At 39.1% G+C, this 19,902-nt stretch carries 16 protein-coding genes; 3 read left to right on the plus strand and 13 right to left on the minus strand.

Annotated elements, in window-relative coordinates; genetic code table 11:
* Nucleotides 1–30: 30 nt before the first annotated feature.
* The 8 genes from MHH64_RS01485 to MHH64_RS01520 form a co-directional block, all read right to left on the minus strand.
* Nucleotides 31–1,551 carry a tripartite tricarboxylate transporter permease gene (locus MHH64_RS01485; RefSeq protein ID WP_095310337.1) on the minus strand — a complete coding sequence of 507 codons (1,521 nt, stop codon included), beginning with the start codon at nt 1,549–1,551 and terminating at the stop codon, nt 31–33.
* 15 nt (nt 1,552–1,566) lie between these two features.
* The gene (locus MHH64_RS01490) at nt 1,567–2,016 is read right to left on the minus strand and encodes a tripartite tricarboxylate transporter TctB family protein (RefSeq protein ID WP_118888309.1); all 450 of its coding nucleotides are present in this window, start codon (nt 2,014–2,016) and stop codon (nt 1,567–1,569) included.
* Nucleotides 2,017–2,309: 293 nt separating this feature from the next.
* On the minus strand, nt 2,310–3,302 hold the full coding sequence (locus MHH64_RS01495; protein WP_095310335.1) for a tripartite tricarboxylate transporter substrate-binding protein: 993 nt from the start codon (nt 3,300–3,302) through the stop codon (nt 2,310–2,312).
* Between the two features lie 461 nt (nt 3,303–3,763).
* The gene (locus tag MHH64_RS01500) at nt 3,764–4,453 is read right to left on the minus strand and encodes a response regulator (RefSeq protein ID WP_340002549.1); all 690 of its coding nucleotides are present in this window, start codon (nt 4,451–4,453) and stop codon (nt 3,764–3,766) included.
* Nucleotides 4,454–4,623: 170 nt separating this feature from the next.
* Nucleotides 4,624–6,210, minus strand: a complete 1,587-nt coding sequence (locus MHH64_RS01505; protein WP_303447156.1) for a sensor histidine kinase — start codon at nt 6,208–6,210, stop codon at nt 4,624–4,626.
* A gap of 239 nt (nt 6,211–6,449) precedes the next feature.
* A complete protein-coding gene (gene acnA / locus MHH64_RS01510) occupies nt 6,450–9,164 on the minus strand; it encodes an aconitate hydratase AcnA (RefSeq protein WP_340003248.1) in 2,715 nt (904 codons plus the stop codon).
* A gap of 34 nt (nt 9,165–9,198) precedes the next feature.
* Nucleotides 9,199–10,338 carry a PrpF domain-containing protein gene (locus MHH64_RS01515; protein WP_339315873.1) on the minus strand — a complete coding sequence of 380 codons (1,140 nt, stop codon included), beginning with the start codon at nt 10,336–10,338 and terminating at the stop codon, nt 9,199–9,201.
* A 164-nt stretch (nt 10,339–10,502) separates the two neighbouring features.
* The gene (locus tag MHH64_RS01520; protein ID WP_095310328.1) at nt 10,503–11,396 is read right to left on the minus strand and encodes a LysR family transcriptional regulator; all 894 of its coding nucleotides are present in this window, start codon (nt 11,394–11,396) and stop codon (nt 10,503–10,505) included.
* A 140-nt stretch (nt 11,397–11,536) separates the two neighbouring features.
* Here MHH64_RS01520 and MHH64_RS01525 point away from each other — a divergent pair, with 140 nt between their 5' ends.
* From MHH64_RS01525 to MHH64_RS01535, 3 genes are all read left to right on the plus strand, one after another.
* Nucleotides 11,537–12,151 (plus strand): RraA family protein, encoded by a 615-nt coding sequence (locus tag MHH64_RS01525; protein WP_251660154.1) that lies wholly within the window; start codon nt 11,537–11,539, stop codon nt 12,149–12,151.
* 309 nt (nt 12,152–12,460) lie between these two features.
* Nucleotides 12,461–13,192 (plus strand): LysM domain-containing protein, encoded by a 732-nt coding sequence (locus MHH64_RS01530; RefSeq protein WP_118888305.1) that lies wholly within the window; start codon nt 12,461–12,463, stop codon nt 13,190–13,192.
* 180 nt (nt 13,193–13,372) lie between these two features.
* A complete protein-coding gene (locus MHH64_RS01535) occupies nt 13,373–14,206 on the plus strand; it encodes a metallophosphoesterase (protein WP_118888304.1) in 834 nt (277 codons plus the stop codon).
* A gap of 122 nt (nt 14,207–14,328) precedes the next feature.
* Here MHH64_RS01535 and MHH64_RS01540 read toward each other — a convergent pair whose 3' ends face one another.
* From MHH64_RS01540 to MHH64_RS01560, 5 genes are all read right to left on the minus strand, one after another.
* On the minus strand, nt 14,329–15,162 hold the full coding sequence (locus MHH64_RS01540) for a carbohydrate ABC transporter permease (RefSeq protein ID WP_251660155.1): 834 nt from the start codon (nt 15,160–15,162) through the stop codon (nt 14,329–14,331).
* A gap of 6 nt (nt 15,163–15,168) precedes the next feature.
* A complete protein-coding gene (locus tag MHH64_RS01545) occupies nt 15,169–16,038 on the minus strand; it encodes a sugar ABC transporter permease (RefSeq protein ID WP_095310323.1) in 870 nt (289 codons plus the stop codon).
* On the minus strand, nt 16,035–17,126 hold the full coding sequence (locus MHH64_RS01550) for an ATP-binding cassette domain-containing protein (RefSeq protein ID WP_251660156.1): 1,092 nt from the start codon (nt 17,124–17,126) through the stop codon (nt 16,035–16,037). Before MHH64_RS01550 ends, MHH64_RS01545 begins: the two co-directional genes overlap by 4 nt.
* A 73-nt stretch (nt 17,127–17,199) precedes the next feature.
* Nucleotides 17,200–18,504: an ABC transporter substrate-binding protein gene (locus MHH64_RS01555; protein WP_251660157.1), complete on the minus strand. Its 1,305-nt coding sequence runs from the start codon at nt 18,502–18,504 to the stop codon at nt 17,200–17,202.
* Nucleotides 18,505–19,001: 497 nt separating this feature from the next.
* The gene (locus MHH64_RS01560) at nt 19,002–19,829 is read right to left on the minus strand and encodes an HAD-IIA family hydrolase (protein ID WP_095310320.1); all 828 of its coding nucleotides are present in this window, start codon (nt 19,827–19,829) and stop codon (nt 19,002–19,004) included.
* Between the last annotated feature and the right edge of the window lie 73 nt (nt 19,830–19,902).

A 19,902-nucleotide genomic window follows, 5' to 3' on the forward strand; every position in this document is an offset into this window, starting at 1 on the left:
TCCTACTTTCATCATTCACAATTTGCCGTGTCACATCGAATTATATTTTTGGTCTACTGAATCTTCATCAATTTTTTTCCTGTTTCTATTCCTTAAGATAGGAACAATGAATGACAGAAATGCGATGACAATTAATGTCAAAGCGATTGGTTTTTCCACAAAAATAAACAGGCTGCCGTTCGATATGGTTAAGGACTGACGCAACGATTGTTCCATCATCCCACCTAATATAAAAGCTAGCAGCATGGGAGCAGCAGGAAATTTGAACCGTGCCATAAAGAAACCAACAATACCAAATAATACCAACAAATATAAATCGAACGTGTTATAACTTACTCCGAAAACACCGATGATACAGAAGACGATGACGAGTGATATAAGTAATGGACGAGGTACTTTAAGTATTTTTGATATATATGGTATTAATGGTAGGTTCAGAACGAGCAAAATAACATTTCCTATATACATACTTGCAATCACTCCCCAGAATATATCCGGGTGCTCAGTCATCAGTAATGGTCCGGGCTGGACACCTAATACAATCAAAGCACCTAACATCACCGCAGTTGTTCCGGATCCCGGGATACCTAAACTTAATAATGGAACAAAAGAACCACTGGAAGCACTGTTATTTGCTGCTTCTGGTGCAGCAAGTCCAGCAATCGATCCTTTACCGAACTCCTCGGGTTTTTTGGATAACTTCTTCTCCGAAATATATGCTAAGAAAGAAGCGATGGTACCACCTGCGCCAGGAAGAATACCGATTAAAAAACCAATTAGGGATTGTCTCCCCGTTGGGCCTGCCATTTCTTTGACTTCATTTTTTGACAACTGCAAGCTTCCTAATTTTTTCCCGAAGACGCTCTTTTCTTTTCGCTCAAAAATTAATGAACTAACCTCGGCCAAAGCAAATAAACCAAGGGCGATAACAAGAAAGTCAACACCTTCAAGTAAATTGGCATTACCAAAGGTATATCTCGTCGTCCCTGTTTGTCCATCAATACCAACGGTTGCAATCATAAATCCAATTGTAGCTGATATTAAAGCTTTTACCGTGGACCCATCAGCGAAACTCGACACTGCGAGCAACCCGAACAACATCAAGGCAAAATATTCAGCAGGACCAAAAGATACCGCCACACTTGCAAGCACGGGTGCAAAAAGTGTTAGAAGAATGACACTTATGGTACCTCCCACAAACGAAGCTATGGCTGAAATCGCTAGAGCTTTACCAGCTTTCCCTTGTTTTGCCATTGGGTATCCATCGAAGGTAGTCGGAACAGACATCGATTCACCTGGTGCGTTCAGCAGAATGGAGGAAGCCGCTCCACCATATGCTGCTCCGTAATAAACCCCAGCCATTAACAATAGCGCCATAGCAGGATCCATTCCATACGTGATTGGGATCATAACAGCAATAGCAGTGATGGGTCCTAATCCCGGAATCATTCCAATTAACGTCCCAGTTACCGCACCAATAAATACAATTAATAGCCCTTGGAAACTTAATGCTACCTGAAATCCAGTTATTATTCCGTCAAAAATATCCACATTATTCCCTCCCCTCTAAAATGGTAATATTCCACTAGGTAATGAGATTTGCAAAAACGAATCGAATAAAAAATAAATACTAAGCGGTAAAGCTAAAGATACAATGACATTGGGAAGCCATTTTTTAAATCCAAGGAATAATGAATTAAAAAATATAAATAATGCGGTTGTTAATACAAAACCTATTATTTCAAAAAAGAAAACATACAGAATTACGAAACCTAATACAGATAAAATCACCTGCGTTTCGCCCTTTGGCAGTCTTCTTTCCTCTTTTTTACTCTCATCCTTACTGAAATATAGAAAGATTGATAAGAGCAAAAGAATGAATCCAAGTGTAATTGGCACGGCATCAGAATCTACTGGAACGTACGGATAATCCGGCAAACGAAAACTGAATAGTAAATAGCAAGCAGCAAGGATTGCTAATAAAAGAGCTAATTTTTTATTTAGTGTATTTAACATATCTGCACCACCTTTGGGAAAGAGCCAGTGAATCGTTATTCTGCCGGCTCTTTGTCCATATTTAATTGTTTAAGAGGATGTTCAAAAAGTCCGGTGAAAATGACACATCGAAAGCAGAAGATCTTCGACTAAGTACCGACACGTCCTGTGTCGAACGTCGAAATCACCACATCCTGTAGAAGCTCGTTGGCTTGCTTTTCCGTTCCTCACGTATTAGTTGCATACTTTCCGGTACGGGGAGCTACACCGCCTCGAACTTCTCGGTCCTTTTCATCCTCCTTTTGAACAGTATTTTAATTACCTAATCCTAATTCATCTAATAATGCCTTCATTTCTTTCTCTTGTTCTGTCAAGAAATCCACGTACTCTTCATGATCCATATACATTTCAGACCAACCATATTGTTCGCGAACTCCTGCCCAGCCTTCCGAATCATTTAACTCCTTAAACTTCTGCTCGTAATAATCCAGTGCTGCCTGGTCCATATCTGCTGGTCCAAAAAAGCCCCTCCAGTTAATGAATGAAGCATCGATTCCTTGCTCTATTGCTGTTGGGAAGTCTTCTAATACTTCACCAGTTAATCTCTCTTCCGATGTGATACCCAGAACCTTTATGTTTCCAGCTCTTACTTGTTCAACCGTTTCCGCTACACCTGTAGAAAATACTTCTACACTGCCATTAAGAAGCTGTGTCAGCGCTCCTCCATCTTGATCTGAAACATATTTAATCTTTGTAATATCAACCCCAGCAGCTTTGGCTACATGAACGAATTGAATGTGGTCCATGCTCCCTGGTGATGACGCTCCAACAACGGAAATGCTTTCCGGGTCCTTTTTCATGTCTTCAAACAACTCATTTAAATTATCCCATTCCGCATCTGCACTCACAGCAATCGCTGCATAATCAGCAATAAGGTTAGAAATAGGTGTAAAATCATTAAATGTATACTCAGATTGTCCATTAAGCGGGACTAATAGCAATGGTGGTGAGTTTACGAATAAATTATACGGGCTATCTTTACCGTGAATGTATGCCCAAGCAACTGCCCCGCCGCCACCTGGTTTGTTCACGACACCTAAGCCTTGATCGATAATTTCTTCCTCTTCAAAGATTTTAGCAGCCATACGTGCTGTTGTATCCCAACCACCGCCTGGACCTGCTGGTGCAACGATCTCAATCGTCTTCTCAGGTTCCCACGTGTCATCCCCCGATGCAGTAGAATCATTTGAGCATGCCGCGACAAATAATAAAATAAATACAGACATAACTGATAAAAACTTCTTCAATACGTTTCCCCCCTAGTTTTCGTTTATGAAAGAATATTAATTCTTTTCTGAATGAAATTATAACGCGCTCACAATAATAATGTAATCGTTTTCAAAATAATAAAATTAAAATATATTAAATTTATTCTGTTCATAAAGTTCACGGTGATTTATAAAAGACTTTTCGATGAGACGAGTAAGCACAGTCCCAAAGGTGTTGTTAATTTTACTGACCTCTTCCTTTTCATCCACCCTTTAGAATACGAACTTAAAATTCAGCTGTAGGTAAATGCTCCAAGTGAAATAAAGTTACTGCAATCCTAATTTTATCCCGTCTTAGTAAAATAAAAAGCCCCTTTTCCAAGAGGCGATTATTTTAAAAATTTGTATTCACTTATCTCTAGCGAATGTGTTAGCTTTTCTTATCCTTCGAACTTTGACTTTAGATTTTAATTGCGACGGATTCACGTCTTGCTAAAATTTTATACCTTCTTTACCTGCAAGATATTATATTTTCTTTCTGGTCTCCCAACAATTCCATACTCATGCTCTGCCGTTCCTTCCCCAGTAGAAATAATATATTCCAAATACCTTCTCGCAGTCGTTCGTGATGCTCCCATTCTCTCTCCCATTTCTTCAGCAGATATTCCACCTTCGATTGATTGCATGATTTTTTTTACCCGTTTTAATGTTAGTGGGTCAATTCCTTTAGGTATAACTTCACGTTGTTTCGTAGCTGACTTGGTAAAACCAATTAGCTGGTCAACTTCCTTCTGACTAATGTCTGTTTTATTATCTAATATCTGTCGTCGTTTTTTATATTCCTCTATTGTTGCTGTAAATCGTTCTAATGATACGGGTTTAATAATATAATCAATAACTCCATTTCTTATCGATATTTCGACAAGCTCCTTATCTGTTGCCGCAGTAATCATAATCACATCAACACGAGGGAATTCTTTTCTTAGTTCCTGCAAAAGATCGGTGCCAAGTTGATCCTGCATGTAAATATCAAGTAACAATAAATCAACAGGCTTGTCCTTTAATAATTGGAGTGTCTCTTTCCCATTTAACGCTTTACCAACAATTTCTATTTCTTCTATTCTTAAAAGAAATTTCTCATGAATGGATGCGACCCTAAAATCATCCTCCGCAATGGCAACTCGAATCATCTTTATGCCCCCTTAAATTAAGTGTTCAAAAGGAGGATGAAAAGGACCAAGAAGTTCGAGGCGGCGTAGCTTTGAGCAACGGAACGTATGCAATTAATACGTGAGTAGCGGAAAAGCAAGCCAACGAAGAAATTCGATGTGTCATTTTCACCGGACTTTTTGAACAATCCTTAAACAACATTTTTTACTTCCTTTGGAATAAAGATAGTAAAGGCAACCCCACCACTATTCTGAATTTGCAATTCGATTGTCCCATTTAATTCATCAACAATCTGTTTAACAATGGCCAAACCAAATCCTCTATTTTGTTCACCTTTTGTCGAGACTCCTCTTTTAAAAATATCCTTTCGAACCTCATCATTCATCCCAATTCCCGTATCAGCAACTTCAAATACAATATCATTTCCAATATCTGTTGCAAAGAAAGTGACTTCCTTACGCTCACTTTCAGACACTGCTTCAAAAGCATTGTCAAGAACATTACCTAATATGGTGATTAGTTTTGAAATATCAATACGCTTTGGCAGCGCTCTCAAATAACTGCTACGATCAATCGAAAATGTGATTCTCATTTCAGATGCTTTTCCTAATTTCCCAAGTAAAATAGCTTGGACTTTATGGTCATGAATCTGTTCGAACAATATTCGATTTTGATTACGATTGATGGCTGATTCCGCATGAATTAATTTAATCGCTTCGTCGTATTCCTTTAGCTGCAGCAATCCAGAAATCGCATAAAGCTTATTCGTATACTCATGTGTTTGTGCACGCAAATCCTCTGAGTACTTTCTAACCTCTGATAGTGTGTTAACCATTTCTGTCATCTCTGTTTTATCACGAAAACTTGAAACAACACCAACGATTTTTCCCTTTTCCATTATTGGCGTTCGATTAACGATGATGATTCTATCCTTTAATAAGAGCTCTTGATCATTTTCAATGATTCCGGATTCTAATACCTTGTACATTTGTGAATTTGGTATAACTGTTTCTATTGGTTGATGCTTGGATTCATCGGTAATTCCAAGAATTTTTTGTGCAGTGGTATTCATCATTGTGATTCTTCCATCTTCATCAATCGCGATTACGCCTTCTTTAATCGAATCGAGAATCGCATTTCGTTCTCGATATAGAGAACCAATTTCATGCGGTTCTAACCCTAAGGTATCCTTCCGAATGTTTCTGGCAAGGAATACACCACCAACGATTCCCAGTAGTAAAACGAATAATGCAGCTTGACTGTATTTAATTAAATTTTCAATTGTTGCTTCTCTAATATCTTCCAGCATAAAACCGACAGAAACAATCCCGATAATATTGCCATCATTATCAAAAATCGGTGCTTTCCCACGAAGAGATGGACCTAAAGATCCTACTGCTTCAGAAATGTAATACTCTCCGTCAATTAATGCCTGGTCATTGTCTCCGCCCACCATTTTTTGACCAATTTTCCATTCCTGGGGGTGTGAAAAGCGGATACTCTCCTTGTTTCCTACAATGATAAACTCCGCCCCCATTTCTTTCCGTATTTGTTCTACAATTGGCTGAATAACTTGTGAGGGATTCTCATCATCAAATGCTTCTACTACCATTGGCATAAAAGAGACGGTTGTTGCAACTTGTAAGGCAAGCTGTCCCATATGTTCCTCTGTTTGCTCCGCTTCAAAATAGGAATAGATTCCTGTTAATGAAATGAAAATAAATAATAGCAGCGAAATAATAAGGGTAAGTAGTTTTGTTTGTAATGAGACTCTTATTTTCCGCTCAACTCCCTTCTACTATATAGCCAAAATTAATCGTTACTGTATTCCCATTTTACGCAGACACAGTAAAGAAAATCAAGCAGATTTCTGACTATTCAAAAGTCGATAAACAAATAAAAAATGCACTGTTCCCCTGGGGGATTAGTGCATTTTGATAGGCGAACCACAGATTTAAGACGCCCGAAGGCTTATTCTATATTCCTTATAAGCGGGGAATGAAAAATAACAACGGATTAAAGATTCACTTTATCACGCAACACCATTGGAAGTACGCCGCCATGCTGATAATACTTCATTTCCATGTCACTATCCAAACGAACAATAACTTGAAATTCCTTTTTATACCCATCCATACCTGTTGCCGTGACATAAATATGCTGACCTGGCTTTACATCGTCCCTTATATCAATATCGTATAGCTCATTGCCTGTTAATCCTAGTGTTTCGGCATTTTCATTTGGTTTAAATTGAAGCGGCAGCACCCCCATTAACGCAAGATTGCTTCGATGAATGCGTTCAAAGCCCTCCACTAATACTGCTTTTATACCAAGAAGCTGGGTTGCCTTTGCAGCCCAATCACGTGAGCTTCCCATTCCGTATTCAATTCCCGCAATAACGAATAAGCCAATTCCATCTTGCTTATAGTTCATGGCAGCATCATACGCTGGCATTACATCACCAGTAGGAAAGTATGTCGTATAGCCGCCTTCCTTCCCTGGGGCTAGCTGGTTTCTAAGTCGAATGTTGGAAAAGCCGCCACGAATCATTACTTCATGATTACCTCTCCTTGCTCCATATGAGCTAAAGTGATGGCGATCAACATTTTTGCCCAATAAGTATTTTCCAGCTATACTTTGTATCGGAATCCGACCTCCCGCAGGAGAAATGTGATCGGTGGTAATGGAATCACCAAGCTTAAGTAAAACGCGAAGACCTTGAAGTGGACGAATCCCGTTTGGTTCTCTTGATATATTTTCAAAGAATGGTGGATTTCTTAAGTATGTGGAGTCTTCGTCCCAGTTATAGAGCAGCCCTTCGCTTGTTTCCAGCTTATTCCACGCATCACTTCCAGTAAATATGTTCTTATGGTGGTTCTCAAATAAATCAGGTGTAATCGTCTCCCTAATCTTTTGCTCGATTTCGAAATCGGTTGGCCAGATATCTTTCAAAAAAACATCATTGCCCAACTTGTCTTTGCCAAGTGAATCCGTAGTTAAATTTATATCCATTGTACCCGCTAATGCATAGGCAACAACGAGCGGCGGCGATGCAAGAAAATTCGCTTTTATAAGTGGATGAATACGTCCCTCGAAGTTCCGATTTCCCGATAGAACCCCAGCTACAATCAAATCCTTGTCTTCTATTACTTTTTCAACTTCTTCCGGTAGTGGACCAGAATTACCTACACAAGTTGTGCAACCAAAACCGACAAGATAAAAACCTAGTTTCTCTAGGGAATCTAATAAACCTGCTTTACGTAAATAATCAGGAACAACCTGTGATCCCGGTGCCAGACTTGTTTTGACGTAAGGTGGAACGATAAGCCCTTTTTCAACTGCCTTTTTTGCAAGTAATCCAGCTGCCATCATCACATGCGGATTCGATGTGTTCGTACAGCTTGTAATCGCTGCAAGGACAATTGCTCCTGTTTTTAAGATAGATGTTTGCCCTTCTTTATGATTGATCTTTGCCTCTCTATGAATCTCTGTTTCATTTAGCCCATACCCGTGATTACCAACCTCATGGACGAGCGCCTTTCTAAATGAATCTTTTACTTCGGATAATCGGTTTAAATCTTGAGGACGTTTTGGACCAGCTACATATGTCTCTATGCTTGACAGGCCAAGCTCAATAACCTCTGTATAACTAGGGGAATTGGCATCATTCGTATAAAAAAGCCCATTCGCTTTACAGTATGCCTCTACAAGTTCCACTTGTTCCTCGGTTCTGCCAGACAATCGCAAATAATCAAGCGTTTTATTATCTACTGGAAAATAGGTAATGGTCGCCCCATTTTCCGGTGACATATTGGCAACCGTTGCCCTATCCGCTACGGACAAACTGTTAAGCCCTTCCCCAAAAAATTCAACAAATTTGCCAACTACGTTTTTCTGACGAAGCAGATTTGTAATATAAAGCGCTAAATCCGTTCCCGTCGTCCCAGGTGATAACTTACCTTTTAAACGAATACCGATTACTTCTGGCAATGGGAAAAAGGATGGCTGACCTAACATCGCTGCTTCTGCTTCAATTCCGCCAACACCCCAGCCAACAACACCAATCCCGTTAATCATCGGTGTATGGGAATCTGTACCTAAACACGTGTCTGGATATGCAAGATGCCCATCCCCTTCTTCTAAAGAATGGACAACCGATGCAAGGTGCTCCAGATTTGCCTGATGAATAATTGCTGTTGATGGTGGGATAGCACGAAAGTTGTTTATCGCGTGTGTGGCCCACTTAAAAAATTTATAACGCTCCAAATTTAATTCAAACCCACGGTTCACATTGTATTGCAGTGACCCCCTTGTACCAAATCTATCCACCTGCTCCGCATGGTCAATGACAAGGTCGACTGGTATTTCAGGATTTATCTTTTCCGGATCTCCTCCTATCTCTTTCACCGCTTTTCTCAACGAAGCGAGATCAACAATGACCGGAACGCCGGTAAAATCCTGCAATACGATTCTCGATGGCATAAAAGGGACAACGGCATTTCTCTGACTGTCCCTTTCTCCCCAATTGGCTAGATTTTCAATATGTTCTTGTTGAATAACCTTCCCATCATATTTCCGTAAAACAGACTCCAGTAAAATTTTAATTGCATAAGGCAGTTTGGAAATATTGCCAATACCAGCCTCTTCCAGCGCTTGCAAACGATAATAATGATAGTTCTTTCCATTAGCAGTAAAGGACGATTTTGCCTTGTAAATATCATTGTCTTTCAGCTCCAGCATGCTGTTACCTCCACTTCTTTCTTCATTATTCAGGAATGTACAAATCCCCTTTAATAATTCTCCTCGCGGTTCGTTCTAGTCCAACATAAGCGATATCCAGTTTATCTTTATACCTGGCAACTTTTACGTTGGCGACTCCCTCGGGGTGTCCAATACGAATAATTCGTTCATGATTATTGTCTGGCTCCCTCGTAAAACGATTGACAATGGTTCCTGGCAACATAGCTGCAGCAGCGATACAATAAAGTCCACTTCCTGCAAACGTACGATGAAAAGCACCCATGGAAAGCATTTTTGCAACTAGGTCAACATCATCTGCCTTGATAAGCTCCCCCTCCTGTGTCACATAATCCTGTGGCTCTGTTACGATAGCTATTTTCGGTACAGATGGGGCTTGTTTTGCAATAGCAATAGTCGCTGCCATTCCAGATACTACTGCCATTTTGGAGCGAATGGTCTCTATTTCATCTAACAACGCTTTGTTACTCGCCAATTCACGATTCGGCTCTACTCCGGTTATTCCTAGATCCTTCGCTTGTACAAATACAAATGGATTGACTGCATCAGCAAAGGTTACATCGTAGCTTTTCTCCTCTGTTTTTAATGCGTATACTGATCCAAGTGGCAATGTTCTTCCTGTCTTTCCTCCACCAGGGTCAAGGATGCTTATTACGAATTTTGCTCCTGGCTGGCTTAATCCAGGAACCATGTAATCTCCAGCTACCTTTGCCTTTCCATTTATTACAGGAACATTTATGGTGAGTACGCGCTTAATATTTGTGTTAAATACCTTCACATCTATCTGATTAGCATGAGGCTCCACATCAACTAAACCTTCATCAACAGCATAGGCACCGACAGCAGCCATCAGGTTCCCACATGTCCCTTTGTCATCTACAAGCTCTTCACCAATCCCAATCTGGTAAAAAGTATAATCTACATCAATCTCATTATGATTTGACTTGGAAATAACACATACTTTGCTTGAATGCGATGTCCCACTTCCTAGCCCATTAATCTGCGAAGGATTATAGGCATCAATTCCAGACATAAATATTTTATATTGAAGCTTTCTCTCCTCTGGTAAATCCTCCTTGTTAAAAAATATCCCTCGACTTGTTCCACCACGATAAACCGCACAAGATACCCGAAACTGAGAAATCATGACCACTCCTATCAATGTTTGATAATTCAATCTATGTTTATATTAATTTAAACTCAGTAATAATTAAAATACTGATATTTTATGGATAGCTATTTGTTTTTTGGATAGCTGTTACAAATACTTTCCTAAAAAAATGAACCAAACTCGTCCACTATAAGTCTGGTTCATCTTTCTTCATATATTTTTCCATTCATATCTTGGGTATCAAGATCTTCTATAAATGCAACAAATGCTTTGATCACATTTAATTCTAGTGATTCATCATGGTAAAGCATCCATGTTTTCCTTAATAAAGCTTCTCCTTCTTTATCTGTTAAGCTAATCTTATAGATATCTTCCATTCCGTTCAGTATCATGCTAGGCATGATGGCATACCCTAGGCCATTTGCTACCATTTCCTTACACGTATCAACTTGGTCAACCTCCATCGTAATGAATGGCGGTTTTAAATATGTTTTTGTCCACCATTCTTCAATCAAAGACTTGAGCAAGCTATCTGTTTTATAATCAATTCTTGGTAGATTAGGTAGATCAGCAATATCTAATTCCTTCGCTGAAGCAATACATAACTGTTCTTCAAATAATAGCTGTTTCCGACCAAGCCACGGATAATCGCCTCTTACAAACGCAATATGTACATCCTTGTTATATAACGCATGAAACATGTCCCGACTCCACCCTGTCGTTACTTGAAAATCAACGTTTGGGTACCTGTCTTTAAAAAGTTTCAGCAGCCTTGGAAGCTTGTACTTTGTAAAAAAATTGGATACACCGAATTTAATGGTGCCCACTACCTCACGATCCATGTTTGCTATATTTTCCTTTATCTCCTGTATCTTCAGCAGCATTTCTTCTGCGCTCTTTGCTAAATACTCTCCTTGAGGGGTAAAATTCACGCCCCTTCTTTCTCTAGTTACAATTTTGATGCCAAATTCCTTTTCGAGCTGTTTTAACCGACTAGAAAATGCCGGCTGTGAAATATATAAACGCTGTGCCGCTTTGGTAATATTTTTCGTTGCATAAAGATGCCTTAAAATTAACCAATCTTGACTCCGCATATCGCAACTCCTCCACCTTTTTTGCTATTCATTTTTATTATGGTTGATAATACGATTTTAGTATTTTACGAACTATTGCTAGTATACTATATTTTAAGAAAGTGATTAATTTCAAGTCTGCATTATCAGGAGGTAATCGGGTGGAGAGTATTCTTGAACAATTTAGCCGTATTCCAACAACTTGTATATCTGACGCAATGAATGGACTTAATAATCTACATTCATCAATTAAACCGTTAAAAACAAATGATAAATTAATTGGCAGGGCATACACTGTGAAGATGCCTGTCGGTGATAATGTTGCCGTTTTAAAAGCAATTAGAACAGCAAAAGCTGGAAATGTCCTCGTAGTCGACGCCAAGGGTGACACGTACCGCGGAATTGCTGGTGACTTTGTAATCGGTATGGCAAAAACCCTTAGCCTTGGTGGATTAGTGGCTGATGGGGTTATTCGCGATTTAGAAGGCAGTAAAAACCTGGAGTTTCCTGTCTTCTGTAAAGGAACGACCGTTGCAGCATGCGGTAAAGCAGGCGGAGGGACAATTAATGTACCCATCTCGTGTGGTGGAACAGCCATTAATCCTGGTGATATTATCGCAGGTGATGCTGATGGTGTCGTTGTTATTCCAAGACCAATAGAACAAGACGTATTAAAAGAGGCGTTAAAAAAGCTGGAGTTAGATAATGAACGTGCTAAGAATATTTTAGGAAATCCAGAAGCTGTAAAAAAATATTTAAATGACGTATTATCTTAGAGTACATGGAGGCAGGTGAACTGCACCCAATTGGGGTCACTGTTAGAAGCCCTTTAAAAGCATCCTATATACAGATAAGTATTATTTATTGTCCTATTCAAGAATTGATTGAATTTTATTATTGACCCTAAACTTGGTGCTATACAATTAGCACCAAGTTTTTTCATCACCATAAGTGAGCGACCATAAAATTCCCCATCATTTTTCCTCGCATCTCCAAGCACCCACCCACACAATTTGAATAAACTATAATCACACCTAATTCAATTTTATTACAGTTGAATATAAACAAAGGAGTGAACGTGTAAGATGAATAATCTTTTTTACCATACCGTTCAACCAGGCGATAATTACTGGTTATTGGCATATCGATATCAAACAACTGCAGAAGAAATTTTTGCTGTTAATCCTGGAATAAACCCCAACTATCTGCATACCGGACAAAAAATTTCGATACCAGTCGCACACTCGCCCAACCAGCAAGTACGACCAGATCATTGTATAAGCCAGGCAGAGGTTGATTATCGAAATGATATGCGAAGTCTTTGGGAGGAACATGTCGCATGGACGAGAATGGCCATTATTAGTCTTACATTTAATTTGCCAGATATCGATTTTGTCCTCACACGTCTGCTGAGAAATGCGACAGACATGGGTAATATGATTCGCCGCCTATACGGGGATGTTGTTGCGGAAACGTATGGCAACTTAATTAAAGAGCATCTTCTAATTGCGGCAGACCTTGTCAAGGCAGCAATAGCCGGTGATGAGCAAGCAGCAATGACAGCAGAACAAAAATGGTACGCAAACGCAGATGAAATTGCTGTATTCCTAAACAGCATTAATCCTTATTTAACAGAAGAGGCAGTCCGCGAAATGTTTTATCACCATTTAGACTTAACAAAACAAGAAGCGGTAGCGATGATTAACAAAGACTATCAAAAGGATATCGAAGTATATGATGAAATTGAGAAACAAGCAAGACATATGGCGGATACAATCTCCGATGCGATGGTGAAAGCTTATCCAAGTGTGTTTTAGATGTTTACAAACCATCTTAGATAGAGTAAGCAGATAATATAATCCTCTTACTCTATTATGGATGATACTGTTTCAGAACAATGCTTTGCTATTTATTTTAAGCAATCTTAACAGTCTCTCCAATCTCCGTTAATATTTCACTGGCATAATGGAGTTATTAACAATAAGGAGAGGATACATTTGAGAATTGCTTTTATTGGAGATTTACATTATCCATCTATGATTGGCAAAAATGAGAAAGTAAAAGAAGCTAGGGATGCATTCTATGCTAAATTTCTTCATACTTTTTTTGAAATAGAAGCTGACTACTATGTTTCCATTGGTGATTTAACCAACTTTGGCAGAGAAGATGAACTGCGCGAAGTCTATGAAATCATTCGTAAATACGATAAACCTTTTATTCACACATTTGGCAACCATGACCTATACGGCGTCTCAAGAGATGAAGTTCTAAACATTTCTAACAGCGAACAAAATATTTCAATTGCAACAGATGAAGTAAACATTATCTCCTTGGAAACTGCCCGGGACCATGATCACGAAGATTATAGTGGTTACGTAAACGATAAGCAATTACAATGGCTGGAAGCCGAAATTGCAGAGAGTGAGGATAAGCTTGTGATAATCTTTGCTCACCATCCGGTTTACGATACAACAGCAAATTCTAATTTCCCTTACTTATCCATTCAACCTGAAGTACCAATTCTTGACGTTTTGCGTAAGAAGAAAGGAAACGGTATTTACATAAACGGCCATAATCACAAAGATTCCATTGAAACAATAGATAACTGGACATTTGTTCAAGCAAATGCTGTACTCGATGATCAAAGTATCCGCATATTAGAAATAAATGATAACGAAATTTCGATTCAATCGCCTCATGTCGCAAGTCCAGAATTAAGAGGTATGGCACAACTAATTGGTTCCAATATTAATCATTTCCAATTGAATCCACTAGGTATGGGTACTACACCTAACCGTGAAAAGTTGATTAAAAGAAATTTATATGTTTAAGAATACGAAACAAGGGCCTTTACTGGAGGGTCCTTTTTTTCTGGAATGGAGACTTATATTTAGCACCTCCTTTCTTCTTCTCCCCAAACGAAAAAAGAATGAGCCACAAGCCCATCCTCCATTCATTTAACTCCCGTATACGTAAATGCTCTAATAATATGGCGTTGTGCAAAGAAGAAGATTATTAAAATCGGGATGACGAGAATAACGTTACCCGCCATTAAAATATTCCACGCAACACCGCCATCCACCTGCCGCAGTTGTGCAATTCCAACAGGAAGGGTACGTGCACTCTCTGTAGTTGTCATAACAAGCGGCCAGAAATAATCGTTCCAATGCGTAATGAAATTGAATAAGCCCAATGTAATCAACGTTGGTTTTGCCATTGGCACCATAATCTTCATCATAATCTTGAAATCAGTTGAATTGTCCAAACGTGCAGCCTCTAATAATTCTTCTGGGACTTGTTTAAACGTTTGCCGCAGCATGAAAATCCCGAACGCGCTTGTAGCAAATGGCAGAATCAAGCCCCATAAGGTATCAAGAAGACCCCAGTCACTTAAATTTAAAAACACTGGCAAGAAAATAAGCTGGGCCGGAATCATCATGGTCACCATGACTAAGCTAAACAGCACATTTTTGAAGCGAAATTCATACCTTGCAAATGCATATGCTGCAGGAATAACGGTAATAAACTGAAAGATTAAAATTCCAACCGATACAAGGACACTATTCATAAAGTATTGTAAAAATGGTCCAGAATTCCATGCTGATACAAAGTTCTCCCAAATGAGTTCATCTGGAACCCACTTTGGCGGGAACACCATTGTTTCTCCCAATGTTTTTAAACTCGTGGAAATCATCCAAATAAAAGGCATAGCGAAGATTGCAACCATTATAATTAAACCAATCACATTTAGTATTTTTAAAGGCAAGGATGTTTTCAAAGTACGCATTCCCTTCTATTGATAGTGAACTCTTTTACTTAGAACTTTAAAATAAAGCAACGTTAAAATACTTAAAATGACTAATAAAATAACACCGGCTGCTGATGCATAGCCAATTTTAAAGAATATAAAGCCGTTTTCATATATGTAGTAGACAAGCGTGTTTGTCGAATTAAGTGGCCCACCCTTTGTAATAATGCTGATCGTTTCAAAAACCTTAATGGAGTCCAAAATCCCTATAATCGTTAAGAAAAATAAGCTAGGCGATAACATCGGAAAAGTGATCTTTGCAAATCGCCGCCAGGGTGGTGTACGATCTAAGGCAGCTGCTTCATATAAATGCTTTGGAATACTTTGCAGGCCAGCTATAATGATTAACGTAAAATAACCGATGTTTTTCCACACTGCTATAATAATTAGCGAAGACAAGGCCGTGTTGGGATCTGTAAGCCACGGAACCTTTTCTAATCCGACTAAACTTAAAACCCAATTTAATAAACCATAGTCAGCATCCATTATCCACATCCATAGCATCGCAATGGATACAAGCGAAATAATATGCGGACTGAATACAGCCCCTTGGACAAAGCTGTACATCCAGCCTTGCTTATTCAACCAAATAGACATTAGCAGCGCAAGGCTAATTGAAAATAAAACGGTAAAAAATGTATACATCAGCGTATTGCGAATTACCTCTAAAAACATAGGGTCGGACAGCAAATCTTTAAAATTCCCGAGACCAACAAATGTTTTATCGGGGCTAATAAAGTTCCAATCATGAAAACTTAAGTAAATCATATAAAAAATTGGTTGAATGAAGAATACTAGAAAAACAATAATGGCGGGCGCAACAAAAAAATATGGGCGCCACTTCGCTGATCTCATACGAGCACCTCTCCTCTTACCTCTCGGACAGGAGTCTGAAAAGGAATATCCTCTACAAAAACCCGATTACCTTGCGTATCAAAGTAATACAATTTATCCATTGGAATGGTGATATCAACTTTTTTCGTTTCTACTAATGGGGCTTGGAAGCTTTTCACTTGAAACTGCCCTGCATCACTATTCACCAAATATAGTGTTTCCGAACCCAGTGTTTCCATTGTAATTATTTCACATGAGAGATTTATTCCAGAAGCAGCTAGCTTCTCCACTTGCATAGCTGCATGCTCTGGGCGAAAACCTACATAGGAAATACGCTCATCTGTAATCGTTCCAGTTTTTTCTTCTACCATTGACTTTGACAGAATGTTCATCGATGGTGTACCGATAAAATTCGCTACAAATTGATTCGCCGGGTTATGATATACTTCCATCGGTGCTGCCTGCTGCATAATATGACCTTTATCTAAAATGACAATTTCATCTCCCATCGACATTGCTTCTACCTGATCATGGGTTACATAGATAAAAGTTGTTCCCAAGCGTTTATGTAACTGGATTAATTCCGTTCGCATTTGCCCGCGTAATTTCGCATCTAAATTGGATAATGGTTCATCAAATATAAAAACATCTGGTTTTTTTACCATTGCTCGTGCTAACGCTACACGTTGACGCTGCCCACCAGATAAGTTTTGCGGCTTCTTATCCAAGTATTCGGTAAGGTCCACAATCACAGCTATTTCCTCTACCATCTTTTTTCGTTCCGCTTTTGGTATTTTCATATTTTCCAAGCCAAATTCAATATTGCCTCTTACAGACATCGTTGGATACAACGCATAGTTTTGGAAGACCATAGAAATGCCTCTTTTTCCAGGTGCCACATCATTAACTAATTGATCTCCAATCCATATTTCCCCTGCGGAAACGTCTTCTAGACCGGCGATAATTCGGAGTGTCGTCGATTTACCACATCCAGAAGGACCAACCAAAACCGTAAATGAGCCATCCTGGATATCCAAATTCATATCCTCAATCACCTTTTTATTATTACCATACGCTTTCGATACATTTTTCAATTGAATTTTAGCCATGATATAACTCCTTAAAGTTAAAATTAATTCATAGGAACGTGACAGGAAACACCACGTTCCTATGTAAAAACACTTATTTAATCACATTTGCTGAACGTTCTGCAGCTTGATCTAACACATCCCCAGCTTCCAAACTTGGATCAAGCATTAAACGTTGAATTTCTTCGATAAGAATTTTTACTACCTCAGGATATCCTTCAATCATTGGACGAGCATTTCCATATTGCAATTGATCTACCGCAACCTTAAATTGTGGCTTTTCTTCATAAAGCTCTTGCATCGTGTCTGACTCCACTGCAGAAAGTCGACTTGGCAAATATCCAGTATACTCACTTGCATAAGCAGTTTGTTCTGGAGCAGTCATAAATTTAATGAACTCCCATGCAGCTTGTTGTTTTTCTTCATCTAATCCAGTAGTCATTACTAAATTCGCCCCACCAGTTGGGACACTGCGTTGTTCATTTTCAGGGAACATAATTGTTTCCAATTCATAACCATTTTCCTCCGCTAACTGCAACATTAATGTTAAGTCAGCTGTAGAAGAGAAATACATTCCCGCACGACCAGTAGCAAAATCTTGTCTCGCCATATCTGCTGCTTGCAGTGGTTCTCCACCTGGAACACGCATTGTTCCAGCTTCAACCATTTCCTTCCAAAGGTTAAGAGCTTCCACTCCACCTTCTCCGTTAAATGCAATTTCGCCATTCTCATTAACCATTTCTCCACCAGCTTGAGCAACAAATGCTTCATAGAACCAAATATCTACCGGCATTGAAATTCCAACATGCTCGTCATCTGTTAAGTTTTCAGCTGCTGATTGAAAATCTTCCCACGTTTGGATAGATGCTGGATCAATCCCTTTTTCTTCAAACATTGTCTTATTAATATATACAATTGGTGTACTTCTTAAGTAAGGTAGGCCATAAAGCTTGTCATCAACATAGGAGTTCCCCATTAAACCAGGATTAAAGTCATCCATATCAACTTCATCTGCATCTTCTTCAACAAAGGCTGTTAAATCTTGGGTCATACCAGATTTTGCAAATGTTTCAATCGAAGCAATTTCATTTTGTGTTACTTCCGGAGCGTTACCAGCTGCAAACGCTGCTTGCGTCTTTGAATGCAGCTCATCATAGCTACCTTGGAATTCAGCAGTAACGTGTATTTCGTCCTGCATTTCATTAAATTGTTCTACTAGATTTTCATTGTTTTCTCCAATCTTATCTCCCCATGCATACCAATACGTAATCTCAATTGGATCATTACCTTCAGAATCTGACTCTGAGTTCCCACTCGAACCCGTGGCCTCACTATTACCACAAGCTGCAAGTACAAGTATCATTACTGTAAACATTAATAAATAAGATAGCTTCTTCATTTTTCATTCCTCCATGTTTTAAATTGGAATTCTATTTACCTATTAGAGGTTGTTCAAAAAGTCCGGTAAAAATGACACATCGAAAGCAGAAGATCGTTGGCTTGCTTTTCCGTTCCTCGCAAAAGAAAAACACTTTTCCTGCGTGCAAGAACGTCTGCTCACGTATTAAACCCATACGTTCCGCTGCTCAAAGCTACGCCGCCTCGAACTTCGACGCATAGGACGTGCTAGTGTCGGCGTTGCAACAGGACGTTGCGACCTTAGCCGACCTCGGTCCTTTTCATCCTCCTTTTTGTACACGCACTATTAGTGATACTTATTTCTTCCATGACCCCCTCCACTTCTTATACTAAAAAAGACCCCAAAATAGATATATATGCATACCCACATATATCCTATTTTGAGGTCTCTCTAATCGCACCATGAATGTATTCACTTTACAATTTTAACTATATCAAACTACTATTAATTAGATTTGAAGCGAATGTTAACTTTTATTAAAGATGTTGTTCAAAAAGATGGCTTTTTTCTAAAGGTAATTCGAATGCAAACAGCTCAGATAGGTTCTCTATCACATAATCAGGTTTGATTCTCGATTTAGGAATATCCTGTTTACTTACTACCCCGGTTAGCACAAGACATGTCGCAAACCCGTGAGCTTGTCCAAGCATAATATCTGTCTCCAACCTATCTCCAACAATCAAAATCCGATTGGGGTCTGTCTCACTTATCTCCAGCAATCTGTCTGCATAATAATGAGTTGGCTTTCCAATAATTTGGTCGATCGCTCTACCGCTAGCGACCTCAATTGCCTTTGCAAAGGTCATCGTATCCGGTATATATCCATTCGGGACGGGGCAAATCGGATCGGGATTTATCACAATAAGCTTAGCTCCTTGATAAATTGCATTCATTGCATGTTGAATTCTATCATAGGAAAAAGCTCGGTCATGTCCAACTAAAACATGGGTTGCTTTAGCTGGGTCATCGATTGTTTCAATACATTGACGATGCAACTCCGCCTTCACCTGATCATCGCCAACAACGTAAACCCTCGCTGCTGGATACTGTTCCTTAAAATATAGACCCGCTAAATAAAGAGCAGTTACTACTTCCTCCAGCTGAATGGTGAGGCCGAGTCTTTCTAAACGCTCCTTACATTCCTCTCTTGATAGGTTCGAGGAATTTGTAATAAAGCGAACCTTCTTTCCGTTGCTTCGTATGTATTCGAGTGTTTCCACAGCTCCCGGCAATAGCCTATCTCCAACGTAAATCGTACCGTCTAAATCAAAACTATACACATCATAATCTTCAATTTTAATCACATGTTCTCTCCTTTTTTGGCAAGTAGGAAAGTATATAACTTTTCTGCTTGCATAAGTGCAACTAAGGCAATCG

The organism is Oceanobacillus sp. FSL K6-0127 (assembly GCF_037983385.1).
GTDB lineage: Bacteria > Bacillota > Bacilli > Bacillales > Amphibacillaceae > Oceanobacillus > Oceanobacillus profundus.